We start from the raw sequence: 23,638 nt of genomic DNA on the forward strand, positions 1-23,638 counted from the left end.
GCGTGAAAAAAATGTCTTATACTTTATCACCAACTTCTCTCTCGTTGTTTAAGGATTGCCCCCGTTGCTTTTGGAGACAGTTCAAAGAAGGAGTAAAGCGACCAAATGGAATCTTTCCATCTTTGCCGTCTGGAATGGATAGAATTTTGAAAGAACATTTTGACTATTTTATGAAACGCGGAGAACTTCCTCCAGAATTACATACATTGAAACATATGCGATTATTTGACGATGAACCTATTTTGAGTCAATGGAGAAATTTTCGTAAAGGAATTCGCTGGAGTGATGAAAAGGGAAACGTAATTTGTGGAGCAATTGATAATATTCTGGTTCATAAGGAAAAATTAGTCGTGTTGGATTACAAAACGCGAGGTTTTCCTTTGAAGAATGATACACACGAATATTACCAAGACCAATTGAATGTTTATTGCTATCTACTTCATCAAAACGGGTATGAAGTCGAGGATTACGCCTATCTTTTGTTCTATCACCCCAACAAAGTAACAACAACTGGCGAAGTTCTTTTTCACAACGACCTAAAGAAAATCGAAATTTCAACCGGTGATGCTGAACGACTAATCCAAAAAGCCATTAATCTACTCAATGGCGACTGTCCGTCTAAAAAGTGTGTATGGTGTCAATTAAACAAGGATTAAAGTATGGCCGACCACGAAGAAATGCCCGTAACCTGCCCAAAATGCGGGGAGAAAAATACTATCCTTTGGTTTCCCGCTCGACACCATTACGTCCGACAAAAAGGAACAACAGGTGGTTCCGAACTCGCATTCAGAGGAAAAGGCGAAAGAGTAAGCGGAACCTGCAAATGCGGATATGTTTTCAAACCAAAAGACCTCGATTAATGACCAAAACCATAGAATAAACAAATATCCTAAAACTGTATTTATTCACGAAATAGGAATTATTTAAATAATGTATTGTTCACCAGTAGTATGGGTGGTCGAATGACTGAAAAAGAAGGGAACAATACCATAAAATTGTCAGTATATTTTCACACATCAGGGGCAGGCGTGGAATTACGACCAAAAACAGCCTTCAAAAGTGGATGGGTGCAGATGCCTACAAACCATAAGCACGGAATTCGAGCCTCGGATGTAAAACCAATCTACTTTGGGTCTGGATTTTCACAAGGCAACCTTCTCGATGCAATTAAAGCCTGTCTAAAGGCCAACAAAATCAACTTTATTGACTCTGGCAAAGTGAAGGATTACAAAAAGTTCTTGGAAATGCAGAAAAAAGAAGAATTCTTCGACAATAACGGAGAACTTTGACTTTGTGGGCAAAAAGCCCACTTTATGGGCAGAACCCACTTAGTAGGCAAAGCCGGTGGGATGAAAACGTTTATATATTCGGGTCTTTTCGTAGAGGCAGAGGTGAATCTTTTTATGTTCAAGAGGAGAGGACAAGGAACGACCGAATACCTGATCATACTTGCTATCGTGATTGTGATCGCGTTGGTCGTAGTAAGCGTATTGGGAGGCATTCCCAGCATTGGAACATCAGTGAATGAAAACACGAGCCGATCCTATTGGGGAAGCGTCTCACCATTGGCGGTAACCGAGTGGATATCCGCTCCCACGGCCGGTGGATCATTGGTCATGAAGAATTTGACCTCCCAGACTATTACGTTAACCCAGGTACATTGGGGGGGGACCACGATAAACGTAACGGATGTCGTTTTTGGACCGGGTGGAACACAAACCGTTCAAAATGATGCGTTCGATTGTGGAACGACGTCAGGTCAGCAATATAATCTGACGTTGGGTTACGAATATGACAGCCCCAATTTGACAGGGGTCGACGTGAATGGTTCCCAGAGCATTGTGGGTACCTGCCAATAGCTGGTTTCGTCCAGCTGGTTCGAAGGACGTGGGAGGTTTCCAACCTCCCAGCGGCCGTTCCTGTAGTGGCGACCTCCCGGTTGCCTTTTCTTTTTTCATGAGCCGTGAGAATACCAAAAAGTTATTCGGATGCGTGAAAATAGAACTTTTCTCGCATTTTTGATAATCCGTGAGCGCGAAATGAAATCTTTTTATAGTTCGACACTGAAAGGGGTGCACGTATTGGGAGTTAGGGAGGGAAGCCATACTGCGGAACGCAGATCCCTGGCTTCTCCCCTATTCATCTTTTTCCACTCCCAATCTTCCTCTGTTTTTCCCTGTTTGTTGAATTCTTTTTAAACGCTCCGGCACCCAATTGCCTTTAGCCATGGATGGGTTGATTCATGGGCTTCGCTCATAAAACCCGCACCTTTGTAGAAAAAGGTGCACGAAAAATTGATTCACAAGGGGTGCCGCGCAGCGGTACCCCGGGGACGAGCGGCCTATGTCAATGGCCAGCCTATGTTAATGGCCCTGGGCAGGTGGCGCAATGGTAGCGCGTCCGCTTCGCATGCGGAAGGTTAGGGGTTCAAGTCCCCTCCTGTCCATCATTATTTCATCCGACTCCTTATGGAGGAGGAAAGTCATACCTCTCTGGCATTCTAATGGGGGTTCAAATAAATGGGAAAATCCACGGGAAGGAATATAGGCTGATTTTTTCCTTTGAAAAAGGGGTTGAGGATATATCATTTAAAGCGTGGGAATCGTCATGGGGTCCTTATGGAAGATGATAATCCGAGGGTGCATGTCGTGAAAAGCCGGGGTAATCCCTTTGACCGGCTGTTGGGAACCGCTCTTCCTCAATCGAAGCGGGTCCGGGAGGATGACGATGAATCCCCTCTCAAGGATGAGGATAAAGAAAACCCCCGAGAGGAGGACGACTTGGCAGATGAGGAGGATTCGGTGGAGGAAGATTTGGTTGACGAGAATGATCCCATGGAAGAGGATGAAAATACCCCCTTGAATGACGAACTTCCCAATGATGAAGATTCTGAGGAAAACGGGGAGGATATTCCTGAAGAAAATGAAAATCCGGAAGAGGAAGGGGGAGATAAACCGGCGGAAGGAAATAGAAATGTTTCGCCCGGGGACCTGCGGGATCCCGAGTTATTAGATGAGGTGGGGGAGGAGATGGAAGATTTGCTCGTGGAACATGGCACCCATGAAGAAGGGGTGACAAGCGCGGATTCGCCAATGGAAAAAATAAGGTTGGTGGATCCGTCCCTGGTTGAGCGTCGCGAAAGGATCAAAGATCATCTGGTCCGAAAATCCCAGGGGCATTCCCTCCAGAAGGATGGAACGACCATCAAATTGGATTTGCTTACGCATCCCAAAGAAAAAGTGGCCTTCATTGGGAGAAAGAAATCCCTGCTGCAGAAATTTGGTACGAAAGGAGGTTTGTTTATTGGCCGGGTCGCGGACGAAGAAGGATTACAAGATCATCAATTGCAATTGGATTCCCTCAACCCCCACGTGGTTTTCGTTTGCGGCACCCGCGGATCAGGGAAGTCCTACGTTCTTGGTGTCATCGCGGAGGAGTTAACGCTCAAAAACCCCGATGTGGGGATCATTGTGGTGGATCCGGTAGGGGTTTTCTGGTCCATGAAATACCCCAACAAGGATGAGAAAGAGGTGCGCGCCCTCGCCAACTATGGGTTGATGCCCCAGGGGTTGGAAAGCCTCAAGGTTTTCATCCCGGAAGGGAGCAAGAATGATACGCCCCGCAACACGTATGACGCGTTGTATTCCATTCCCCCCTCCTTGCTCACGAGCGAGGATTGGTGTTTGACATTCGGGATGGAGCGGTTTTCCCCCACCGGATTAGTATTGGAGAAGGCCTTGAAAAAGGTGGAGAAGGGATTTCGAACCCTCACTGGAGAAAGCGTGAAAGGGAAAGGAAAGGGGTATGGATTGGAAGACCTCATCATCTGCCTCGAGAAGGACGCGGAAATTAATTCAAAAGAGCGGGGGTTCAAAACGGATAGTGTGCGCGCATTAGTGTCACGTTTCGAGGCGGCCAAGGGATGGGGGATTTTCTCAGAAAAAGGCACGCCTCTATCGGAGTTGTCGCGAGAAGGCCAATTGTCAGTTATCGATACCAGTTTCCTGGATGACACCGTAACAGCACTTGTCATTGGAATACTGGCCCGTCGTCTCCTGGCCGCGCGGAAGATCCAAACACGGAAAGAGGCGGCCAAGAGATTCAAAGAGGATGATATGGAAAGACTCCTCGAGAGTGAAATTCCCCCGACGTGGTTATTCATTGATGAAGCCCATACGTTGATCCCTAGTGGCAACGTGTCTACTCCCGCGAGCAATGCCATTGTGGAATACGTGAAGCAGGGGCGAAGACCTGGGTGCAGTCTTGTGTTCGCTACGCAACAGCCTAGCGCGATTGACACGCGTGTGCTATCCCAATTGGATGTGATTCTGGCCCATAAGCTCATCTTTGATGATGACATCAAAGCCATCATGAAACGCACCCCCACCATTATTCCACAGCGCTTCCGGCACGCTCATTTTCTCAAAACCCTGCCCGTAGGAACGGCATTGACCGGTGACCGACGGGAGGAAACCTCGCGTGCCTTTGTATTAAATGTGCGGCCGCGCATGTCGCAACACGAAGGAAGAGACGCTGAAACGAGCGAGCGGCACACCCAACTTGCTCCGGAGGAAGTGGAGAATCTCGCGGTGGAATTGCTCATGGGAACGATCGAAAAACAAGGGTCCATGGAAAAAAAGACGGTGGATGATGTCGTCCAGACGCTCAATCAAAAGTATAAGAGCGACGCTCAATTGTCGCACGTGCTGGATGGCATGGAGGAGAATGGAGTGGAAATTAATCCTAAAACCATGGTGCTGCGTTGGCCACCCTATTTCGAGGCATTGCAAACCGAGAAGGAAGAGGCCACTGACCAACGGTTGGTGGATGATTCCTTTCTCCCGGACGAAGGGGAATCAACCGCCCTCTTGGCGTTTCCCATCAAGATTTCCAATGAGGAAGTGGTGGCTTCCTTCCAGCGGGCGGCCAATAGGTCCATGTTGGGGTTAGGAAAACCGGTCGAGAAACTGGATAAAGTGGATTTGACCTACCGCCCCCTCTACAAGGTGGAGTATCGCCAGTTCACGGGGAAAACGAGTTACATCCCAAAGGAGTGTTTTGTAGATGCCGAGAGCGGGGAATTTTTGCACGTCGTGAAGAATAGGATGGTTTCCTCCCGCGGCCTGAATGCGTTGCATGGGTTGAAAGAGGATCATTATCATTTGTTGCGTGAGGTGGCACGAAAGGGGGGGACGATCCCCCAATTGGCCAAACGGATGCGGTGCGAGGGGAAAGAGCTGGCAGCTCCTCTCCGCGTGCTCCAGAATAATGGGTTGATTCGCATGTCCAAGGATAAAGAACCCGTTGTGTCCTTGTCGCCGCAAGTGGATATTCCTTTATCCGGAATGGAGAAGACCTTATCTTCCCTGACGCACGTGCCTTTGGTTCACGTGGATAAAGTGACGCGGACTCCATCGAATTTGAAACCTGAAGAGCTGCACACCCTCCTTGCCACCTGGTGGCCGGATGTGGTGGTGACGCAGGTTAAGGAAATCTTCCGCCCCACCTTTGACGGGCTGCTCATCAACCGCCAAACGGGCGAACACCGGGTGGTGCGCCTGGATGGGATGACGGGCGAGCGGCTCGAGGAATAGCATGCTGCGCGGGGATTTCTTTGAAGCGCGGCTCTGCGACTCGCAACTCTCCTATGAGTTTGTCCCAAAACAGTCATTGAAGCTACCCCTCTTTACTTTAGGAAGGGAACTGAAGGATGCGGGACTATATGTGGAGATCAACACTCCCTTCATCGTGCAGGTCAAGCTACAAGACACCAAAATAAGCCTCTATCCCTCCGGCAAGGTATTCGTGAAACACGTATCCGAAAAGAAACAAGCCCAAACCCTATTCCGTCGCATGGTAAAGGCGCTTAATGCGTGTCCGGCGATGGCAAAGATTTAAATTCGCCAAAATGCGCGTGAGGATACATAATCCCTTGGAGGAGCCTTCCCATGACTGAAACCCCCACCCACGAAATTACCTTTTTGGATCCCCTCACCGCGGGGAAAGTGAATGCCGTCTTTGGATTAGTGGCGGGTTTGATTACGGGGATAGTGACATTGATCACCTCGGGGATACTATCTACTTATTTGCAAACCCAAACGTGGGCCTCTCCGGAGGTCATTGCCACCGCGCAACAAGCGGGATTCATCGGGTTGCTGTTGTTCCTCGTATTAGGTATTATCACGGGCTTCCTCGCCGGGTTCGTGGGAGCATACATCTTCAACTTCACTGTCAAACTGGTAGGCGGTGTGAAGGTGGGCGTGAAGGACGAATAAAATAGGGAATTCTTTTCCCCATTCGTGCCTCCCCCTCCCAAAAAAAATAAACAAAAAAAAATTGTTTATTTTTCGATGTTGAATATTTTTGGATCACCCATATTGGTTAGTCTACTGAGTTGATTTAGCCAAATAGTGTGCATGAACGTCACTCGGCTCGCGCGATCGCTCGCCAAAAAATGGGCGACACGAGTCGTCCTGAAGGGCAAATTATGATCCACTTTTTGATGAAACTTATTTCTAAAAAGTCCGTTTTTTGATGAAACTTTTTTCTAAAAAGTTTCATCGGATGTAATTCAGCGTCACCGTGGATTCGGTGATATTCTGCAACCGGCTTTGGGTGAGGGGGGCGGAATAGAAGTTTTCGCTCGTCCAACGGGAGGCCAAATCATTAAAGTGCACATTTCCGGGGTTCTCAGAGTTGCCTAGAGGTAATAGCGTTCGCGCATCATCCGGTCGTGACAAATCAACGAATAGGGAATAGGATTGGGTCAATTGACTCCCAAGCGTCCCGATATCTGGATTCGTCCACCCGGTGTAAGTGCGATCTTTGGAGGGGTCCAAACTCCCGAATCCAAAGAAAACCGTATTGAAGTACTGCACCCGGTGTGAGGCACCTTGGGACACGTATTGGGAGGACCATTGCGCGGGATCATTCCCAAACTGGGAGGTGGTGAGGGACCACGCGGTGGATAATTTGTTTTCCAGCAAGGTTATTTCAAACGGGCGGAAATTCTGGTTGTTGGCCATTACTAACTTGGCATGCCGTATCCAGGCTCGCATCCCGGGTTCGCCCTCCCCATAAACATTAGTGATGCCCAACGAATCGGACGCGCGCAGACGACTCCTGAAATTGGAAACCAGGGCAAAATAGGGCTCATTGATGGATGAGTGGGCGCCATCCTCATACCATTCTTCCAATAGGTTGAGGGCATTGATGGCCGTGGAACTGAATTTGTCTTCCCCCTGATTATCGCGAACATAGCGGGCTATTTCCACCAGATCGCGGCGGAAAATGCTCACGTCATCGAAATGAATATCTAATACTTCAGAGGGGGTGAATTTGGCTGGATGAGTCTCCAAGAGGAGCTCGCGCAAACGGTAGGATCGGGCCGTATCCCCCCCACCGCCCCAGCCGGGATTATAAAAAATAGGATACCAGGCTCCCGCTGAAAGGTTGTTGGCGGAGAATAGGATACCGCTGCTCGGGTTGATCACATGGGGACGCAACGTATGAGGGATAAATCCTTGCCAGAGATATTGGGAGTGGCTCCCATCCTGCGCCACCATCCCCGCAAGAGGAGACAACGAAGAGCGCGTGGGCACGGCGGCCAAATGCCAGTAACCGATGTTCCCTTGGGAATCCCCGAAAATAATGTGTACCGCAGGACTCCGGTATTTGGCTAACGCATCCCTGAATTGATACACGTCATCGGCGCGCATCATGGCAATGAGGGATTGAATCGTGTGAATATCTGAATCCACTAAAGGGACGGCCTGCACAATGTATTCCTCTCCCGGAAGCGCACTTACCATCGGAGTTATAATCGGGCCCAAAATGGTTTTCTTCACCGTGATGGATTGGGGGTTGCCATTCTTCACAAGAATGGTTTCATTTCGGGATTCGATAGTGTAGGTTTGGCCATTATACTCATACTGGTCGGTCCCCACCATCTTCAATTTGAACACGTCACTCAAATCCCCTCCCGCGGCGGTGATGCCCCAAGCCACCCGGGGATTGAACCCCACATAGATGCCCGGGGCCCCCGGAATGGCGGCCCCGCGCACGTCAAAGGTGGCCCCTTTCACGTGGATTTCATGCCAAGGGGAGGGGGAAGTAACATCCAGTTGGGGAGAGGAAACCAATATGGCGGCTCCCGTCGTCGAACGGCTGCCCCCCACTACCCAGGCGTGGCTCATTTTGGGTACTTCAATGAGATTCGTTGAATAGCCCCCGAAGGGAGAGTGTTGATTGGCATAGGTCTGCATGGCTTGGAGGGTGGCGGCGGGGACATCGCTTTGCTGAACCACGGCACCATCACTATCTACGTACGCCGTGGGTTCCATGTCCGCGGCCGCGGCATCAGCGGAACCCAGTTGGGCTACTTTTTGGTCAAACGTCCGCCTATTCGTCACTTCCGTGGCATCCACTCCGGCTCGAACTACTGAATCCCAAACTAAGAGAGAATCCACGGGGGTCCAGGGTTCGGGGACAGAATCGAAAAGATAGAGCAGGCTTGTTTTATGGGTCTCGAGGTAGTAATTTACTCCATCCGAATAGGCCTGGAGGAAATCTTTGGTCTCGGCATCCAGGTTAGGGTAGCGCGCGGCCGCGTAATCCGCGAACTGGAGGCGGCGCATCTTGATATCCAGGTTGATGGTGGCCCCCCCTCCCATACTCCCATTCAATTCAGACAACCGCCCTTTCATAATCATGCGGGTGCGATGCATCTGGTATATCCTGTCTTGAGCCGTGGCGTAGCCCATCCCATAGAAAGCGGAATAATCCGTGGTGGCAAACACATGTGGCACTCCAAATTGATCACGGATGATTTTTAGGTCGATCCCGCAAGTTTGGGAAAGGAGAGGTTGGTCAACTTGGGTGCCGCAGGCATTCAAATCGGTGCAGGACCTGGTTTGCGTGCCATTCGTGCAGGGCCCCCAGTCCGTGCAGAACCAGTTCTCGGTACACTCACACACCCCACAATCAGATTCGCACGTGCTGCAGGTTTCGGTGGCATCACACACGCTATCCCCGCAGAAAGGTTGACAAGTCCCACAATCCTGGGGACACGTGAAACAATCCTCGCTTGATTGGCAGGCGTTGTCACCGCAGAAAGGGGGGATGGTCCCGCAGTCCGCGGGACAATTGGTGGAATTCTCTCCGGCTTCGCATATCTGGTTGCCGCACACCGGGGGGGAGACACACGATTGTTGGACAGGCGGTTTATCGTCTATCGTGCCACACGCATTCTGGTCGATACAAACTCGAGTCTGGATGCCATTGACACAAGCCGACCACCCGGAGCATTCCCAATCCTCCTCGCATTCAGGAGGCGGGGGAATAGGGGGTTGAGCGAAGAACAGGAACCAAATGCCTCCTGCTAATAGCAATAAGATAATGAATCCCACCACGAAAGGAAGGATGGGGGTTGACTCGTCTTCCGCGGGGAACATGTGTCAGAAAATGGTATTTCCTTCTTTAAAAGGGACCTCTGAACCGGAAAAAATAACCCTATTCATACCTTCCTGGTTGAAAGAAGGCAACTCATAAAATACTGTTAAATAGGTCAGGCGCATGACAGGTCGCATGACCAAGCCGGTTCCCTATCGTCCTATGCGTGGAAAAACGCATATGCGTCCCCGGCGCTCCCTTTACCCAATAAAGCGGGGGGAAGTACAAACCCCTTTCCCCGCGGCCAAAAGGAGCCTAACCGCATTGGACATCATTTTCCTCCCGGATGGAAAAGTGAAAATCCCTTTTTACAAGGAAGGAAAAACCCCGGATGAATTGCTCCGGTTACGCCATGTCGATTTACCCAATCCCTACTCGGCCGTGCGGTTTTCCCGTCATCAAATGGATAGTGTGGCTCTGGAGTCAAAGCGGTTGGATGACATCTACCGCCTCACCGCGGGCACCCATTTTGGGATCGAGCAGCAATGGAAATCGTTTAATTCGGAACAGAAAGAGAGCGCCCGGAATCTGATTATGGCGATGGCCGGCGCCATCGGGAATCCCAACCAGTTGCGGAGCCATCATAAGAAGAATATCCAGAAACGCTTAGTGCGCGCCGCGGAGTTGCTTTCAATGGGAAATGATGGAGCAGCTTTGCTTACATTGAGCGGGGCAGGCAATGATATCCTCGCGCGTCGCAATCAATTGGTTAGGCAACGAATTTTCTTGCGCCGGCGGCATTCATTACTGAAGGATCGGGCCACCATCGAACAACAGCGTTTGGAAGATTATCTAACGGCCAATTTCAGGCGCCTGGACACACTGCGCAGTCCTCGCGTGGTCAAATCGGATCTGGAAAGATTGGCAAACGAATTGGATAGAGAAACACGCAGCATGCTGAAAAAGCGCGAGCCCGAACTGAAGCAGGCGGGGGGAATCCTGTCAAAATCCCGCGAGGCCATTAAGGAAAACCATTTACGAGAGGCCTATGGCATGATCCGTGAGGCGAATCGCCTGGTAATTCGGGCGTTGGCTCGTCAATATCTTCTGACCGGGACATTCATTCAGGTCGTGGTAAACTCCTCCCAATCCGAATTGAGGAAAATGGTTTTCCAGACGCAGTTAGCCATGTTAGCGGAGAATGCCATTTTCTGGTTCGATCGCACATCCCATCGGGATAATATGGTGTATCATCTTGAGACATTTGCCCGGGCCTCCGCGCGAGACCTGGGAAGGGAAACTGCCCAATTGGTAAGGGAAGCAGCCGCGGCGGCCAAGAATAATATGGGAACCCTCATGGAAGAGAAACTCATGCTCGCCGCCGGCATCATACGTAAAACACATAAACCGATGGTGTAATGCCAGAACCCCTTACAGCGGGATCGAGGAACAAGACCCTCGACGCGGAGTGAGAGATTCAGAACCAACCTTTTGGAAAAAGGTTGGCGAAAAAGTATTTCACGATTTGTCTGGGCTCCTGCAAGGAGCCCTAACCCCGCAGCGATTCGATGGAACAGGCTAGAGGTGAATCCGTTTTTATTCTGGCCTACTGGGGGTTGTTAAACCCCCATTGTAGTACTTCGTTCCGCACGCGCGAAAGCGTGCCGACGGAACGGGCCGAGCACGGGGTGAGAGATTCACTTCCGGGGTTCAAACGCTGTTTTTTCGAAGCCTTTTCATAACTCAGAACAAGACTATTGGACTTAATAAAATTGATTAGATGGTACTCGTTTTTTTAAGTCCTAAATAATTTTAGATTTATGCCATTGTTGCGAAATGGGAAGGGCGTCATCAGAAGATTGGTAGAAATTAAGATCGGAGCTAAATTAGGCAGGGGGGGTGAAGGTACTGTTCGTGAAGCAAAATTTGTTTTTAAAGTCGGAGATCGAGTTCATGAAAAAAGATTTGTCATGAAAAAAGCGCATTGGATTCATGCATTTTCAGGTCTTGATATTGGGCAAGGTAACAAAACATTTGGAAATCTCGAAGTCCAATTTCACACGATAAATGAACTTATTGAATTAAATCGAGTCAATCATCTTGGATTGCGGTTACCTAGTACAGTCGCACTACAAAAAAAACTATTAAGACGGGACAGGTTGTTTTCAACTCGACGTGATCTTATTCCATATAGACAACTCAGCCCTGAACAACAAGATGAGTATTGGAAGGATGTAAAACGACAAACCGAAATACTCAAGCAAAACGGATATTTCACATTCCCTGAGACATTTCATCCTTCGAAAAATTCTAATTCAAAAAAAATAGAAGCGATTATAACTGATTTTGGAATGGTGTTAAAAAGAAAAAAGTGAGTCCATTGTAAGATTAAAGACTATTCGTGTGGATAAAAAGGCTTCGAACGCGATGGAACCCCAAATATGACGCGGAGTGAGAGATTCGAACTCTCGTAGCCTTTCGGCCCCGGTTTTCGAGACCGGTGCATTTGACCGCTCTGCCAACTCCGCAGGTTTGATAGTATCCACTGGGGGGCCGTACGCCTAAAAAGGGGAATAGCCCCTCCGGTGAAGGGGGGAGACACCCAGGTATATATAGGAGATTTTTTTCTTGCAGGTATGCGCGCGCGCATCATCCTCATCCCCCTCCTCCTAATGCTCCTCGTGAGTGGGGGACATGCTCAATCCATCAGTGGGGATGTGTATGTGGTCAAGCGGATGGCATTCCAAACGCCATTGCTTGAAGGGCAACCCGTCATCGTGGAAATCGAGGTAGTAGATGTACGCGGGGTGGGGGGTTCCGTCACTCTTAATTTCATCGTCCGCGATAACCAGGGAAATCAATTGCCCAATTCGTTTTCGGATTCGACCCCCATCTCTCTTCCCCCAGGGGGCGGAACCCACTTTTATACATCCCCCGACCTTACATTTGAATTCGACCCGAATGGTTTGGAGACCGGTAAAACGTACACGCTGTTCGTGAGCATCCCGCTGTATACCGGGTCACCTGGAGAAATCGTCACTGGAAACAATAGCGCCCTGGAGACATTTGTCATCCTCACCCCAACCGTCCAATTGAATGTCCCAGATACCCCGTGGTGGATGTTTTTGGTGGTGGGAATAGGAGTAATGGGTTTTCTTGGGTTAGGATTCCGACGGGAAAATTAAAGAGTCCACCATTCCCTATTAATCCTATTTTACGAATTCGACATTCTCAAGATATTCAAACCCTTTGTCGCCGGTGAGAAAGGGGATGCCATACCTCCCGGCCACCGTATAACCAATGACGTCAGGAATGGATAATGCCCTGTTTTGGAGGCGCAAATCCATGGCGATGGGAATATCCTCGGGTTCGACCGGAACCTGAATGGATGCATACTGTTTCACCAGCTGATCGGCCATCATTTTATTATCCCGTTTGAATGCCCAATTGAGTTCAGCTAGATTGAAAATAGTGAGAATACCGTGAGCATTTTCATACTTCGCATAAGCGGGATCGCCCACCAGGAATTTGGCGATGGCATAGGAGTCGAAAAAATAAATTGGGCTATTCATCCCATGCCTCTCGATTGGTATCACTAAGGATTTTTTCAATGGGGTGAGCTGTCTGGATACTCCCGAACATCCCTTTGAGTGGAGGTTTCTTTGGCAGGATTAGGATTCGGATGCGGTCACCGGGGTGGAAATGGGCTTTCTTCAATTTCTCCTTGGAAATGGTCGCTCCCCAAGATCCACCCCATTCCCGCACCGTGGTTATTTCTTCGATCATTATTATACTGAGTATAATTACTTTAAGAAAGTATCTTGAATACTACATTAAATAAATTTACAATCAGCTGGCCCGTTCCCCTTCCTCTTCATCGTCTTCCGGTTGGGGTTGGGGAGGGGGAGGTTCGGGTGGGGGAGCGGGTTCGTGTTCAGGGGGTTCCTCGGGGGGTTGGTCGGGTTGAATAGGGTGTGCGGGAGGAATGGGGGGTGGGGAAAAAGGCATGGGAAGCTGATTGGAGGGATCCTGGACCGGGAACATCGCATTTTGAGGCGGGGTTTGGGTTTGGGCGTTTAGGAGGCGCTCCATCAAATGGCTGGGGCCGCGGATGACCACGTTTTCACGGTGCAGGTCCAATGAAAATAGTCCCAGATAGGCCTTCATCCCAGGGAAATTCCCATCCTGGAGTTGGGCGAGGCGCGTTAATATCGTGGGAAAATGGGCGCTGGCGATAGTGAAGCGCGTGCCTTTGGAAATAGGATCTAACCCTTCCAGGATGGGGAGTACAGGAGCGGCTTCCGTGATGCCCAGAGCGGGTTCTACTTGTACTTCCGGAGTATTGGAGAGGGTGAGCAAATGCCCGGATAAGGGGCGCATCTCCTCGAGGGAAAGTTTGTGCGCCGAAGGAAAATTGAGTTCCTTGAGCGAGGCGACCTGATGGTCTAATGTTTTTTCGAGGTAATGAAGATGTTGGATGTGGGTGGAGAGGAACTGTTTCACCTTGTCGATGTCCGCCACCGAAAAATTGACGGACGCCCGGGCATTATCCAGGAGGCGCTGGTCCTGCTTGCCCCGTTCGAGGAGGATGGAGAGATGCTGCACTAACGCATCGGGATTGTGGCCCAACCCCCGGGTCTGCATGAGCTGGTTGAGCTTGAGCACGAGCTTGTCGTGCATCTTCACCTTGAGGGAGGCCATCCCCTTGTCCGTGAGAAAGAGCTGATGGTCGCGCCGCTGGACCATGCCAAAAGAAACCGCATCCTTGAGCACCCGGGATAAAGCCGCGCGGGCTGAATTAAGGTTAGAATAATTGGGGGCTATTTTAGAAAGGAGAGATTGATAGTCCATCCCCGGATTCTGCTGAATGATTAACAAGATACTCGTCTTAGAAGTCATGTGTTAAGGAACGGGTTTGGAGAATAAAAAACAGGCGGGTGGGGGGGATCAAATTATTTTAAGGAAAAGTGTTGCTTGAACCCCAAACAGATGTTATCCAAACAAAGTATTTCTAAAGAAAAGAAAATTCCAGAAGTTGATCCTGATTCGGATCGATAGAAATTACTTAAAAATCACGCCGTGGCCAGTTCGGCTTTCTTCATGCGCTTGGGGATGACGTAGTATTTCTTCATCTTGCATACCCCGCATTCGGCCAGGAAAACGGGTTTTTTGGTCTGCTTCTTGACGGGGATGACGAACTTGGCTTTTCCCCCATAGCCCTTTTTGTGCTTGCGGATATTCCGCCGTTGACCAATGGCCATAACCCGAGGAGAACCTGATTTGAAGGCCTTGAGCTTATGGTCAGAATGGGCATTGCATTTCTTGCAGTAGAGCTTCTTGGAGCGAGGAATCTTCATAAGTAAAACCGGTATCTCAAAAGTCGTCCAAGAAACCCTTAAAAAGAGAGGCCAAATGGGGCAGTGGGGGAATGGGGAGAAAGAAGGATTATTTGGGGGTGGGGAAATAGGAAAAATCGGAGGTTCGCTTATATACGACGCGGGGGTAGGAGATAGGGGTAAGGGAGGATCCATTCGCATGCTCGTGTCGCTGGGAGGGGGGGTAACATTTCTCCTTAGGAATCCCATCCTCTACATTGGAACGGTCTTCCTATTGCTAATTCAAGGGGGAGTACTCCTGATCGCCGAGCCGTTTATCCAACCCCTCCTGGATTTGGGGACGCTAGACATCCTTTTCACCCACCCCCTGAATGGAATTATTGTCTTACTCGCTTTACTGATTAATGCGAGCATTGCAGTGTTCATCGTGGCCTGGGTGGCCCAGAGGATGCATCATCCTTCCTCCCAAGGATTAATAGGAAAGGCCGTGCAGGGTGCGCTCGTGATGGGATTGGCAGTAGGGGCGTGGGCGTTCATCCTATTAGGATTGGCATCGGGATCGTTGAGTGATAATAGTCTCATTTCTTTGGTGAGCCTGGTGGCAGGAATAGTATGGATGGCCCTGGGTATTTTTGCCGTGGTTAAATGGATGTTTGTTTTTTCTTTTTTGGGAACAGGTTCCTCATTGAAGGAAGCCCTGGCGCAATCGTGGCATTACACCCAGGGGAGGTGGATAACGACGCTTATTCTTGGATTGGTTTTAGTCGTGATCGGGGCCCTATTTGGAGGGATTACTGAAATTCTCGCACTCGCTTTTGAAAATGATATTTTGATCCAAATCGCCATCGCCGCGGGGGTGCAAGCCATCCCCACGGTATATGGCGCCGCCGTCCTCGCGCAGGCCATGCGCCTCTACACATGGCCCGCCGAGAAGCATTTTGCTAACCATGGGAAGAAGGGGTAGGGTATGCGTCTCGCCCGATTACGATTGAAGAATTTCAAATCATTCAAACAAGCCACCCTTCCCTTTGCCAATGGGTTCACGGCCATCGCGGGGGCCAATGGTAGCGGGAAGAGCAACATCATGGATGCCCTCCTCTTCGTTTTAGGAGAAACGAGCTTGAAATCCTTGCGCGCGTCCCGGTTAACAGATTTGGTGCTTACAGGTTCCCCGGATGGGTATGCGGTGGTAAACTTAACCTTGGAGGGGAAGGAAAGGAATTATGAGATTTCGCGCACCGTGGACAAGCATGGGAAATCCGTGTACCGGATGGATGAGAAGCGCGTCACATTGGGAGAAGTCCAAAATCTCCTGGGAGAATTGGGATTGCGCGTGGATGGCCATAATCTCGTGGGGCAGGGAGATTTGTTGCGGGTCATTGACATGAATGATTATCAGCGCCGGGAAATGATTGATGAGATTGCGGGACTGCAGGAATTTGAGGAGAAGAAAAATGAGGCGTTGAAAGACCTGGATAAGGTGGAGCGTAAGATCAAGGATGTGGCTATTGTCCTCAATGAACGCATGGCGATCATCCAACAGCTCGCCAGAGAAAGGGAGGTGGCGCAACGATTCACGGCCTTGGAGGACGAATTGAAAAAATCAAAAGCCACTATTCTTCATCTGGAAGAAAAGGAATTATCCGCGCGTCTCCAGGTCCTCGTGGAAAGTCAGGTCGAATTAATAGGGAAGAAAGAAACCGCACGGGAATCCCAGATGAAGAGTTTGTCGGAGGTTAAACAGTTAGAAGAGGCCTTTTCGGGTTTGGACAAACAGGTCATTGGAATCAAGACGCAGGCATTTGCGGGAGATGAAAGGAGTGTGGAGAAGGTTGAGGCCGATATCCGGGTGAATGAGGAGCGAATTTCCCAATGCAAGAAACGGTTGGAGGAGTTGGCCCACCAGCGCGTGGAATGGCAATTGGATCTCACGGAATGGGAGAGACTATCCCAGAAATATCCGGCTATTGATGAGGAAAAAAGGAAGATTGGAAATGAAATGGGTCAGCTTGAAAAGGGTATAGTTGAGCGTGGAGGGATGGCTTATGCCCACCTTCATAGTATTCAGGAATTGAAGAAGGCCAAATCCAATTGCCCGGTATGCGCCCGGGAGCTCAGCGCCAAAATCAAAACCAAATTGCTTGCGGAGAAGGAAACATTGCACCAGGAGGCGCAGACCCAAACGAATGCGTTGAAATTAGAGCGTGACCGTTTGAGGAAGAAATGGGAAGAGGTACAAGGTGAAGCGGTTCTCCTCACCCAATTGGCCAAGAGCGATGAAAAAGTGAAACAGCTCAACACGGATGAACAGCGGGTCGAGAAAGCCTTGAAAGGATGGGTTAGAATAACCCCCCAGTTAGAGAAGGAAAGGGACGCCGCCGCCAAGAGACAAGCCTCTTTCGTGAAAGAGAATGAAGCCCTCCTGGGGAAGCGGGACAAAATAGGGGAGCGTCTCCATTCAGAGAGAGAGAAAGAGCGGGCCTTCCAGGAAAAAGTCATCCGATTGGATGCGCAGCTCTCCGAGATCAAGATTGAGCAATCCAAATTCGACACGAGGTTGCAGGACGTGAAAGAGGAGATGCGGAATTACCAAGGCATTCCTCCCCTGGAAGGGGGGGATGGCCCCACCCTCAAGAAACGCGTGCCGGTAATCGAACATGAAATGCGGCAATTGGGCACCGTCAATCTCAAATCGCTCGAGGACTTCGGCCACTATGAGAAAGAGGTCATGGAGATCAAGCGGCGTTCGGATACCTTGGATGAGGAAAGGATGGCAGTCCTTGACCTAATCCAAGGGATTGAAACTAATCGTACGGCGGCGTTCATGATGTGCTTTGATGCCATCAATGCCCATTTCAACCGGTTGTATGAGAGTTTCTTTGATGGAACCGCGCGATTAAGCCTGTCTAATCCTGAGAAACCATTAGAGTCCGGCCTCCTCATTGAAGCCATGCACGGGGAGGATAAACGGATGAAGGCCATCGATTCCATGTCGGGAGGAGAGAAGTCATTGACCTCCCTGGCGTTCATTTTTGCCATCCAATTGTATGAGCCCGCGCCCTTCTATTTCTTTGATGAGGTGGATGCCGCGTTGGACATGACTAACTCAAAGAAAGTGGGGCATTTGATAAAAGAGATGTCCAAGGCCTCCCAATTCATCGCCATCACCCACAATGATGCGGTGGTGAAAGTGGCCGATCAGATTTTGGGAGTCGCCAAGCGCAACACCGCCTCTACTGTGATCGGGTTGAAATCGGCGGCGGAAGCACGAACTTTGGAAGCGTGACTTCTTTCAAAAGAAAAATACTTATCCTACTTGACGCGAAAAATCCTTTTCCTATTTTAGGCGCAATTTCTTCAAATCATCCAAAGCGGATTGGGCGTCATCCACGTGCTTTTTGGGCGCGTGTGACGGTTTAGAAGGAGTGCCCAGCAGGACCTCGAGGGCAGCCCTTTCTTTCCGCCATTCGGCCTCCGCGGCCTCGTCCCCTGATAGGGGTTGAGCGGTTCGACGATTCGACTTTGCTAAGGAAGTATGCGTCTTGGAATGTGTGTGAGTGGGAGTAATTATTGGGGAATGAGAATGAGTGTGGGAGGTGATGAACAAATGGCGGAAATACCAGATCCAGGCCATCGTTATAATGAATTGGATGAGGTAGGCGATTTCCTCATAGGGGAGTTCCCCAGGAAGCAGGCAACACGTGGAGAGTATCGCGGTGGGATCCCCAAAGTGCACGCGAAACTGAGTAGGATGGCGGAGAAGAATAAGATGAACGATTTCATGCCCAATGCCCCCCACCAGTATACCTGAAAGTGCCACCGCGATAAACCCGCGCAGGGCGAATGGAAGGTCATCCTTCCCCGAGTGATGGGGTAATGTGGTGCGGAGGATGAGGGCCGCCACTAAAACGATGGCGAGGAGGGCGAGATAGAGTACGGGGGTCTGCTTGAGCCCCCCCTCCGGGTCGACGAAGGCGAATATGTCATTCTGGAGTAAGGAAAAGAGAATGGCGATGGCAAAGAGGAGAAAGAAAGCCAACCCCATATAGAGCCACGTGCGCCGCATGGCACGAAAAATGGGATGGAGCATATAAAACCGTCTTTGGCGGAATGGTCTCCCAAGGATTAAAAGAACGCGGGATATGATTCGTCTCATGGACCTCTCCCCCCAATCGGCATGGACCGAGCGGGTGCGCGCCTTCGAGGAACGCATGGCGGGAGCATCTGAACGGTTAAAATTATTGGATAAGGCTGTAGTGTGCACCCATCACGATTGTGATGGGATGACAAGCGGGGGGATCATGACCCAAGCCCTGCGTCGGGCGGGGGTTAAAGTGGACACCATCACCCTCAAACAATTGTATTCGGAGGACATCGCGCGCCTGGCGCATTTCAAATCCACCATTGTTTTCACGGATTTCGGCTCGGGATACATCCCCCTGCTCCAGAAGGAAATGCCCCAGCCATTCTATATTTTGGACCATCATCAGAAGGGGGAGGGGGATTTCGAGGGCCATTTGAATCCCATGCAGTTCGGTTTGGATGGCGGCACGGAGATTTCAGCCGCGGGCATCGCGTATTGGGTGGCCAAGGGGATGGACCCCAAAAACAAGGATTTATCTTCGATAGGAGTCGTGGGAGCCGTGGGGGATATGCAGGATGCCCGCACCTATGGGTTGCAGGGGATGAATGCCGTGATGCTTCAGGAAGGCGTGGCGCAGGGCGTGCTCGATGTGAAAAAGGATCTGCGGTTATATGGTCGAATTTCAAGACCCTTGGTTCAATACATCAGCTTCTGCACCAATCCTATTTTGCCTTCCCTCACAGCGAACCCAGAGAATAGTTTGCGCTTCCTTCAGTCTTTGGGAATCCCATTGCAGACGCGGGAAGGGAAATGGCGATCGTATGAGGAATTAGACCCGGACGAAAAAAAAACATTGTCCACGGCGCTCATATTACATCTCCATGAGCATAAGGCGCCCCCCTGGAAATTGGATGAGCTGGTGGGGGAAGTGTATACTTTAGTCAAGGAAAATGAGAAATCCCCCCTCCGGGACGCCAAAGAATTTTCAACAGTATTGAATGCTTGTGGACGAAATGGCCAATCCACTATTGGTTTTGAGGTGTGCATGGGGGATAGGGAGGACTACTATGCGCGCGCCATGGGATTGCTGCAGGAGCACCGCCGCAATCTCGCGGAGGGCATCCGGTTGATGCAGGAGGAAGGGTTGAAGACGCATGCCCATTTCTATTTCTTCGATGCGGAACAGCGGATCAAGGATACAATCGTGGGAATCGTGGCGGGCATGCTGTATGGATCAGGAACCGTGCCCACGGATAAACCCATCGTGGCCTTCGCGCGCCATACGGATGGAAGCATTAAAGTGAGCGCCCGGGCGACAAGCGAACTGGTAAGGGGTGGAGTCAATTTGGGTTTGGCGCTGAGGGAGACGTGTTTGGAAATAGGAAAGTCGGCAGAGGGGGGCGGTCACAAAATTGCTGCTGGATGTCGAATAGAAGCGGATCAAGCCGAGGCCTTCCTGAAGGCCTTTGATACCAAATTGGGGCAGCAAATGGATGGGAACATAAAATCATTAAAAACGGGTTAGTCCTCAATATAGGAATGGCAACCCGAAAAACAATCATTTCAATGACCGTCATCCTTTTTTCATTGGTACTAATTGGTTCCATTTTCTCCATTAACGCATGGGCACAACCCGCATCCACCATTCCCCAGGATTTATCCCCTTATTTCGACGCGGAAGGTGAGGCGACGGCGCTCACCCAATCATTCTATGGTGAGGCTAGTGAAGTTTTGCAGCAGCTTCCAGAGCCCACAAAAAGTATCTTTGGAAACCAGCAGATGCGCGTGGAAGTAGCGCGAGGGGATGGAACCACCCAAGTTTTTGGCATCACCACCTCTTCCGAGCGGGTGCAGCGTATCACGTCTTTCCCCCCCTCGAACCCTACTCTCGTGGTTAAGACAGATGAGGCTACGCTTCAAGGAATTGTAACGAGTGAGGATCCCGTTCAGGAGTTTTCCCAAGGGGTAGTGGGAAAAAAGATAACGTATACCTCCACCGATGCCGGGACCAATGCCAATTTGTTTGTCCTGGATATTTTCGCCTGGCTCAAGATCATCGTCGATGCCTTTGCCCACTTTTTGGGAATATAGGATTCGAATTTATTGGAAAATGAACCTTCATCAAAACAACCACCCATATTTTGCAAAATCCACTTCTTTTTTTAGCTAACCACCGAATACCAAAAAATAGCAAAACACCCTTTATGGGCAAAGCCGGTCCGGGCAGAATATTTATAACCCCTCATACACCCTTTCCCTGTATGCGTAGGTTCCTCCCCCCTCATATTCGAAACAATTTGCTGGTTGTTTTTGGGATTCTGTTTCTTTTGGCTGCCTTCTCGGGCTTGTTTCTGCCACCGGTAGAAAAGGTGCACGCGGCCCCTTATGAGCGGGGGTCGGTCTCCAAACAAGACCCTTCGAGACCCAACATTATTTTTATCCGCACGGACGACCAGGACTACAACTCTATTTTCACCCGATTGCCAAACTCCAATAAATACATCATGCAGAATCTACATAATCAGATCATAAGTAAGGGGGTCTTTTTCACCAATTCCTATGTGGAATTCTCCCTCTGCTGCCCTTCGCGCGTTACCACGCTCACGGGGTTGTATTCCAAGAATCACGGGGTGCTGGGAAACAAGCTGCCATATGGGGGGTATCATAAATTTACCAACACCCATAATACGCTCCCCGTCTGGCTGCGGAACGCGGGCTATTACACGATTCTGGTGGGAAAGTACCTCAACGATACGAACGTTTACGACCCTCCCCCTCCGGGGTGGAATCGAACGTATTTAACGGATGGGGAAGCAATGCATAAGTACTATAATTACAAGGTCATGGAGGACGGCACCACCCTGCATTCGTTCGGCCAGGCGCCGGGGGACTACAAGACGGATGTCTTGACCAACAGGGCGGTGCAGTATCTGGCGGACAAAGAATACGGATCCTCCCCCTTCTTTCTGCAGATTGATTATACCGCCCCCCATGCGAGTCCCGAGGTATTTGGCAACACCATTCCAGCCCCTCGTCATGCGGGAGCAATGGATGGAGCACCCTTTCCTCTCTCTCCATCCTTTAATGAGGCGGATGTTTCGGACAAGCCCGCGGCCGTTCGATCCCTCCCATTGATTGGGCCGGTGCAACAGGATGCCATCATCACGCGCTATAAAAAGCGGCAGGAAACGCTCATGGCCGTGGATGAGGGGATTGGGCGCATTATTCGGAAGCTGAAGCAGACGGGGCAATACGACAAAACCATCATCGTCTTTGCCAGTGACAATGGATGGATGCAGGGGGAACATCGCATTGAGAAGGGAAAGCAGGTGGCCTATCAAGCCGCGGGACGCGTGCCGCTGGCTATTATGGGACCCGGCATCCCTCAAAACGTAACCATCCATTCGCTGGTGAATAACGTGGACTATGTGCCCACCTTCCTTGAATGGGCAAACGCCACCTCCACGCTCGTGCCGGAGGGGCGTTCGCTGGTTCCATTAATGCAGAATCCCAATATTCCCTGGAGAACCGACTTCCTGATCGAGAACCCCTATTTGGACTTCTATTCGGGACTGCGTACGCGGGACGCGAGTACGGGAGAAGAGTACAAGTACGTGGAGTATGATTACGACTTGGACGGTAATGCGGATGAATTTGAACTTTATGCCCTTACCCCCAATGCGTGTTCGCCGATTGGAGACCCGTATGAGTTGGAGAGTCAGCACAACAACCCATGCTATGCACCCCTCCTTCAGAATCTCCACAATGTGCTCATGCAGCGCTTGGCATGCGTGGGAAGCACCTGCAGATAGCCAACCTTTTTCCCAAAAAGTTTGAGCGGCTCCACATGGAGGGGCTGCAAGCGGCACCCTATGGAGAATTTATCCAAGTAGTATGCTCAAAACTCCCTTTCTCCAATGGTTATTCTTCAGCGCCCGCCGTATGCGTGACAAACCCGATCCATCCCCGCGCGCGGAAGGGTTCGATGACCTGATGGGCGAGTTTCCGGGTTTCGCACACGATGGCCACCGTGGGCCCCGCCCCGGCAAGCACACATTGTAGGACACCCGGCATTTTCCTCATTTCTTCAATCAGGGAGAAAACCGGTGCATACTCGGGCAACTCCAGGGTCTCGAAGACGTTGCCCATGCCGTGAGCGATGTCGGCCGGATCCCCGGTTTCGAGCGCCGCGATCAATTCCAAGGCCGAGGGATGAAAACCCACTTTATCAACATCGAAGGCCCCGTAGATCCATTTCGTTTTGGCGGGGGGCACGGGCACGGGAGGCACCAGGAAGGCGATTTCCAGGCGCGGGCAGGAAGGGAGGAGGGTGATGATTTCCCCTCTACCGGTGGCGCGGCAGGTTTTTCCATAAAAAAAGAAGGGGACATCCGAGCCTATTTTTCCTCCCAAAACGGATAGCGCGTCCCGCGACAACCCCAATCCCCATGCGTCGTTCAAGCCCGTGAGCACGGCGGCCGCATTGCTGCTGCCTCCCCCTAATCCTCCGGTCGCGGGAATTTTTTTGGCGAGATGGATCCGCACCCCCTCCATTGGTTTTCCTTTTTTCTCACATTCAACTTGGAGGAGACGCGCGGCTGTGTGGCAGACATTCCTCTCATCCGTGGGAACCGTGGGATCGGTGCACGTAATGGTAATGCGGGGATCATCGGGAATGGTTTCAAGTGTTACGTCATCATGCCAATCCAGTTCCTGCATCACCAAATCAACCTCATGATAGCCATCATCCCGTTTCCGGAGGATATCCAATACGAGATTGAGCTTGGCGGGAGAACGAAGAATAAGAGGGGGCATACTACCGCCCGTA

At 50.5% G+C, this 23,638-nt stretch carries 21 protein-coding genes and 2 tRNA genes; 15 read left to right on the top strand and 8 right to left on the bottom strand.

Annotated elements, in window-relative coordinates; all coding sequences use genetic code 11:
* The 7 genes from Q8P05_02945 to Q8P05_02975 form a co-directional block, all read left to right on the top strand.
* Positions 1 to 656, top strand: a 656-nt coding sequence (locus Q8P05_02945; protein ID MDP2666431.1) for a PD-(D/E)XK nuclease family protein, incomplete at its 5' end; no start/stop codon positions are given.
* A 294-nt stretch (positions 657 to 950) separates the two neighbouring features.
* Positions 951 to 1,289, top strand: coding sequence for a hypothetical protein (locus Q8P05_02950; GenBank protein ID MDP2666432.1), 339 nt, complete (start codon positions 951 to 953; stop codon positions 1,287 to 1,289).
* Positions 1,290 to 1,403: 114 nt separating this feature from the next.
* The gene (locus Q8P05_02955; GenBank protein ID MDP2666433.1) at positions 1,404 to 1,859 is read left to right on the top strand and encodes a hypothetical protein; all 456 of its coding nucleotides are present in this window, start codon (positions 1,404 to 1,406) and stop codon (positions 1,857 to 1,859) included.
* Between the two features lie 515 nt (positions 1,860 to 2,374).
* Positions 2,375 to 2,446: transfer RNA gene (locus tag Q8P05_02960), tRNA-Ala, on the top strand.
* 172 nt (positions 2,447 to 2,618) lie between these two features.
* Positions 2,619 to 5,594 carry a DUF853 family protein gene (locus tag Q8P05_02965; GenBank protein ID MDP2666434.1) on the top strand — a complete coding sequence of 992 codons (2,976 nt, stop codon included), beginning with the start codon at positions 2,619 to 2,621 and terminating at the stop codon, positions 5,592 to 5,594.
* A 1-nt stretch (position 5,595) separates the two neighbouring features.
* Entirely contained in the window at positions 5,596 to 5,898 is a 303-nt protein-coding gene (locus tag Q8P05_02970) for a hypothetical protein (protein MDP2666435.1), read from the top strand.
* Between the two features lie 50 nt (positions 5,899 to 5,948).
* On the top strand, positions 5,949 to 6,275 hold the full coding sequence (locus Q8P05_02975; GenBank protein ID MDP2666436.1) for a hypothetical protein: 327 nt from the start codon (positions 5,949 to 5,951) through the stop codon (positions 6,273 to 6,275).
* Positions 6,276 to 6,557: 282 nt separating this feature from the next.
* Here Q8P05_02975 and Q8P05_02980 read toward each other — a convergent pair whose 3' ends face one another.
* Complete coding sequence (locus tag Q8P05_02980; protein MDP2666437.1) at positions 6,558 to 9,452, bottom strand: penicillin acylase family protein; 2,895 nt, start codon at positions 9,450 to 9,452, stop codon at positions 6,558 to 6,560.
* Positions 9,453 to 9,573: 121 nt separating this feature from the next.
* Between Q8P05_02980 and Q8P05_02985 the strand changes: the two genes are divergently transcribed.
* Both Q8P05_02985 and Q8P05_02990 read left to right on the top strand, forming a co-directional pair.
* Positions 9,574 to 10,809 (top strand): hypothetical protein, encoded by a 1,236-nt coding sequence (locus Q8P05_02985; protein ID MDP2666438.1) that lies wholly within the window; start codon positions 9,574 to 9,576, stop codon positions 10,807 to 10,809.
* A 401-nt stretch (positions 10,810 to 11,210) separates the two neighbouring features.
* Entirely contained in the window at positions 11,211 to 11,765 is a 555-nt protein-coding gene (locus Q8P05_02990; GenBank protein ID MDP2666439.1) for a hypothetical protein, read from the top strand.
* Between the two features lie 70 nt (positions 11,766 to 11,835).
* Here the strand turns inward: Q8P05_02990 and Q8P05_02995 are convergent.
* A tRNA-Ser gene (locus Q8P05_02995) sits at positions 11,836 to 11,918 on the bottom strand.
* A 108-nt stretch (positions 11,919 to 12,026) separates the two neighbouring features.
* On the opposite strand from Q8P05_02995, the gene Q8P05_03000 reads away from it, so the two are divergent.
* On the top strand, positions 12,027 to 12,575 hold the full coding sequence (locus Q8P05_03000) for a hypothetical protein (protein MDP2666440.1): 549 nt from the start codon (positions 12,027 to 12,029) through the stop codon (positions 12,573 to 12,575).
* 24 nt (positions 12,576 to 12,599) lie between these two features.
* Here Q8P05_03000 and Q8P05_03005 read toward each other — a convergent pair whose 3' ends face one another.
* From Q8P05_03005 to Q8P05_03020, 4 genes are all read right to left on the bottom strand, one after another.
* Positions 12,600 to 12,962 (bottom strand): PIN domain-containing protein, encoded by a 363-nt coding sequence (locus Q8P05_03005; protein ID MDP2666441.1) that lies wholly within the window; start codon positions 12,960 to 12,962, stop codon positions 12,600 to 12,602.
* Positions 12,955 to 13,176 carry a hypothetical protein gene (locus Q8P05_03010; GenBank protein ID MDP2666442.1) on the bottom strand — a complete coding sequence of 74 codons (222 nt, stop codon included), beginning with the start codon at positions 13,174 to 13,176 and terminating at the stop codon, positions 12,955 to 12,957. The genes Q8P05_03005 and Q8P05_03010 overlap by 8 nt, the downstream gene beginning before the upstream one ends.
* Before the next feature lie 63 nt (positions 13,177 to 13,239).
* On the bottom strand, positions 13,240 to 14,289 hold the full coding sequence (locus Q8P05_03015; protein ID MDP2666443.1) for a hypothetical protein: 1,050 nt from the start codon (positions 14,287 to 14,289) through the stop codon (positions 13,240 to 13,242).
* Between the two features lie 173 nt (positions 14,290 to 14,462).
* Positions 14,463 to 14,747 carry a 50S ribosomal protein L44e gene (locus Q8P05_03020; protein MDP2666444.1) on the bottom strand — a complete coding sequence of 95 codons (285 nt, stop codon included), beginning with the start codon at positions 14,745 to 14,747 and terminating at the stop codon, positions 14,463 to 14,465.
* Between the two features lie 55 nt (positions 14,748 to 14,802).
* Here Q8P05_03020 and Q8P05_03025 point away from each other — a divergent pair, with 55 nt between their 5' ends.
* Both Q8P05_03025 and Q8P05_03030 read left to right on the top strand, forming a co-directional pair.
* Positions 14,803 to 15,690: a hypothetical protein gene (locus Q8P05_03025; protein MDP2666445.1), complete on the top strand. Its 888-nt coding sequence runs from the start codon at positions 14,803 to 14,805 to the stop codon at positions 15,688 to 15,690.
* Between the two features lie 3 nt (positions 15,691 to 15,693).
* A complete protein-coding gene (locus Q8P05_03030) occupies positions 15,694 to 18,012 on the top strand; it encodes an AAA family ATPase (GenBank protein ID MDP2666446.1) in 2,319 nt (772 codons plus the stop codon).
* 51 nt (positions 18,013 to 18,063) lie between these two features.
* On the opposite strand, the gene Q8P05_03035 is transcribed toward Q8P05_03030, so the two are convergent.
* Complete coding sequence (locus tag Q8P05_03035; protein MDP2666447.1) at positions 18,064 to 18,792, bottom strand: hypothetical protein; 729 nt, start codon at positions 18,790 to 18,792, stop codon at positions 18,064 to 18,066.
* Positions 18,793 to 18,868: 76 nt separating this feature from the next.
* Here Q8P05_03035 and Q8P05_03040 point away from each other — a divergent pair, with 76 nt between their 5' ends.
* The 3 genes from Q8P05_03040 (at position 18,869) to Q8P05_03050 (ending at position 22,622) form a co-directional block, all read left to right on the top strand.
* Complete coding sequence (locus tag Q8P05_03040; GenBank protein MDP2666448.1) at positions 18,869 to 20,335, top strand: DHH family phosphoesterase; 1,467 nt, start codon at positions 18,869 to 18,871, stop codon at positions 20,333 to 20,335.
* Between the two features lie 14 nt (positions 20,336 to 20,349).
* A complete protein-coding gene (locus Q8P05_03045) occupies positions 20,350 to 20,901 on the top strand; it encodes a hypothetical protein (protein MDP2666449.1) in 552 nt (183 codons plus the stop codon).
* Positions 20,902 to 21,071: 170 nt separating this feature from the next.
* Entirely contained in the window at positions 21,072 to 22,622 is a 1,551-nt protein-coding gene (locus Q8P05_03050; GenBank protein ID MDP2666450.1) for a sulfatase, read from the top strand.
* Between the two features lie 109 nt (positions 22,623 to 22,731).
* On the opposite strand, the gene ispE is transcribed toward Q8P05_03050, so the two are convergent.
* Positions 22,732 to 23,625 (bottom strand): 4-(cytidine 5'-diphospho)-2-C-methyl-D-erythritol kinase, encoded by an 894-nt coding sequence (ispE, locus tag Q8P05_03055; protein ID MDP2666451.1) that lies wholly within the window; start codon positions 23,623 to 23,625, stop codon positions 22,732 to 22,734.
* Between the last annotated feature and the right edge of the window lie 13 nt (positions 23,626 to 23,638).

The sequence above is a fragment of the Candidatus Diapherotrites archaeon genome (genome assembly GCA_030688545.1).
Lineage (GTDB): Archaea > Iainarchaeota > Iainarchaeia > Iainarchaeales > VGJJ01 > VGJJ01.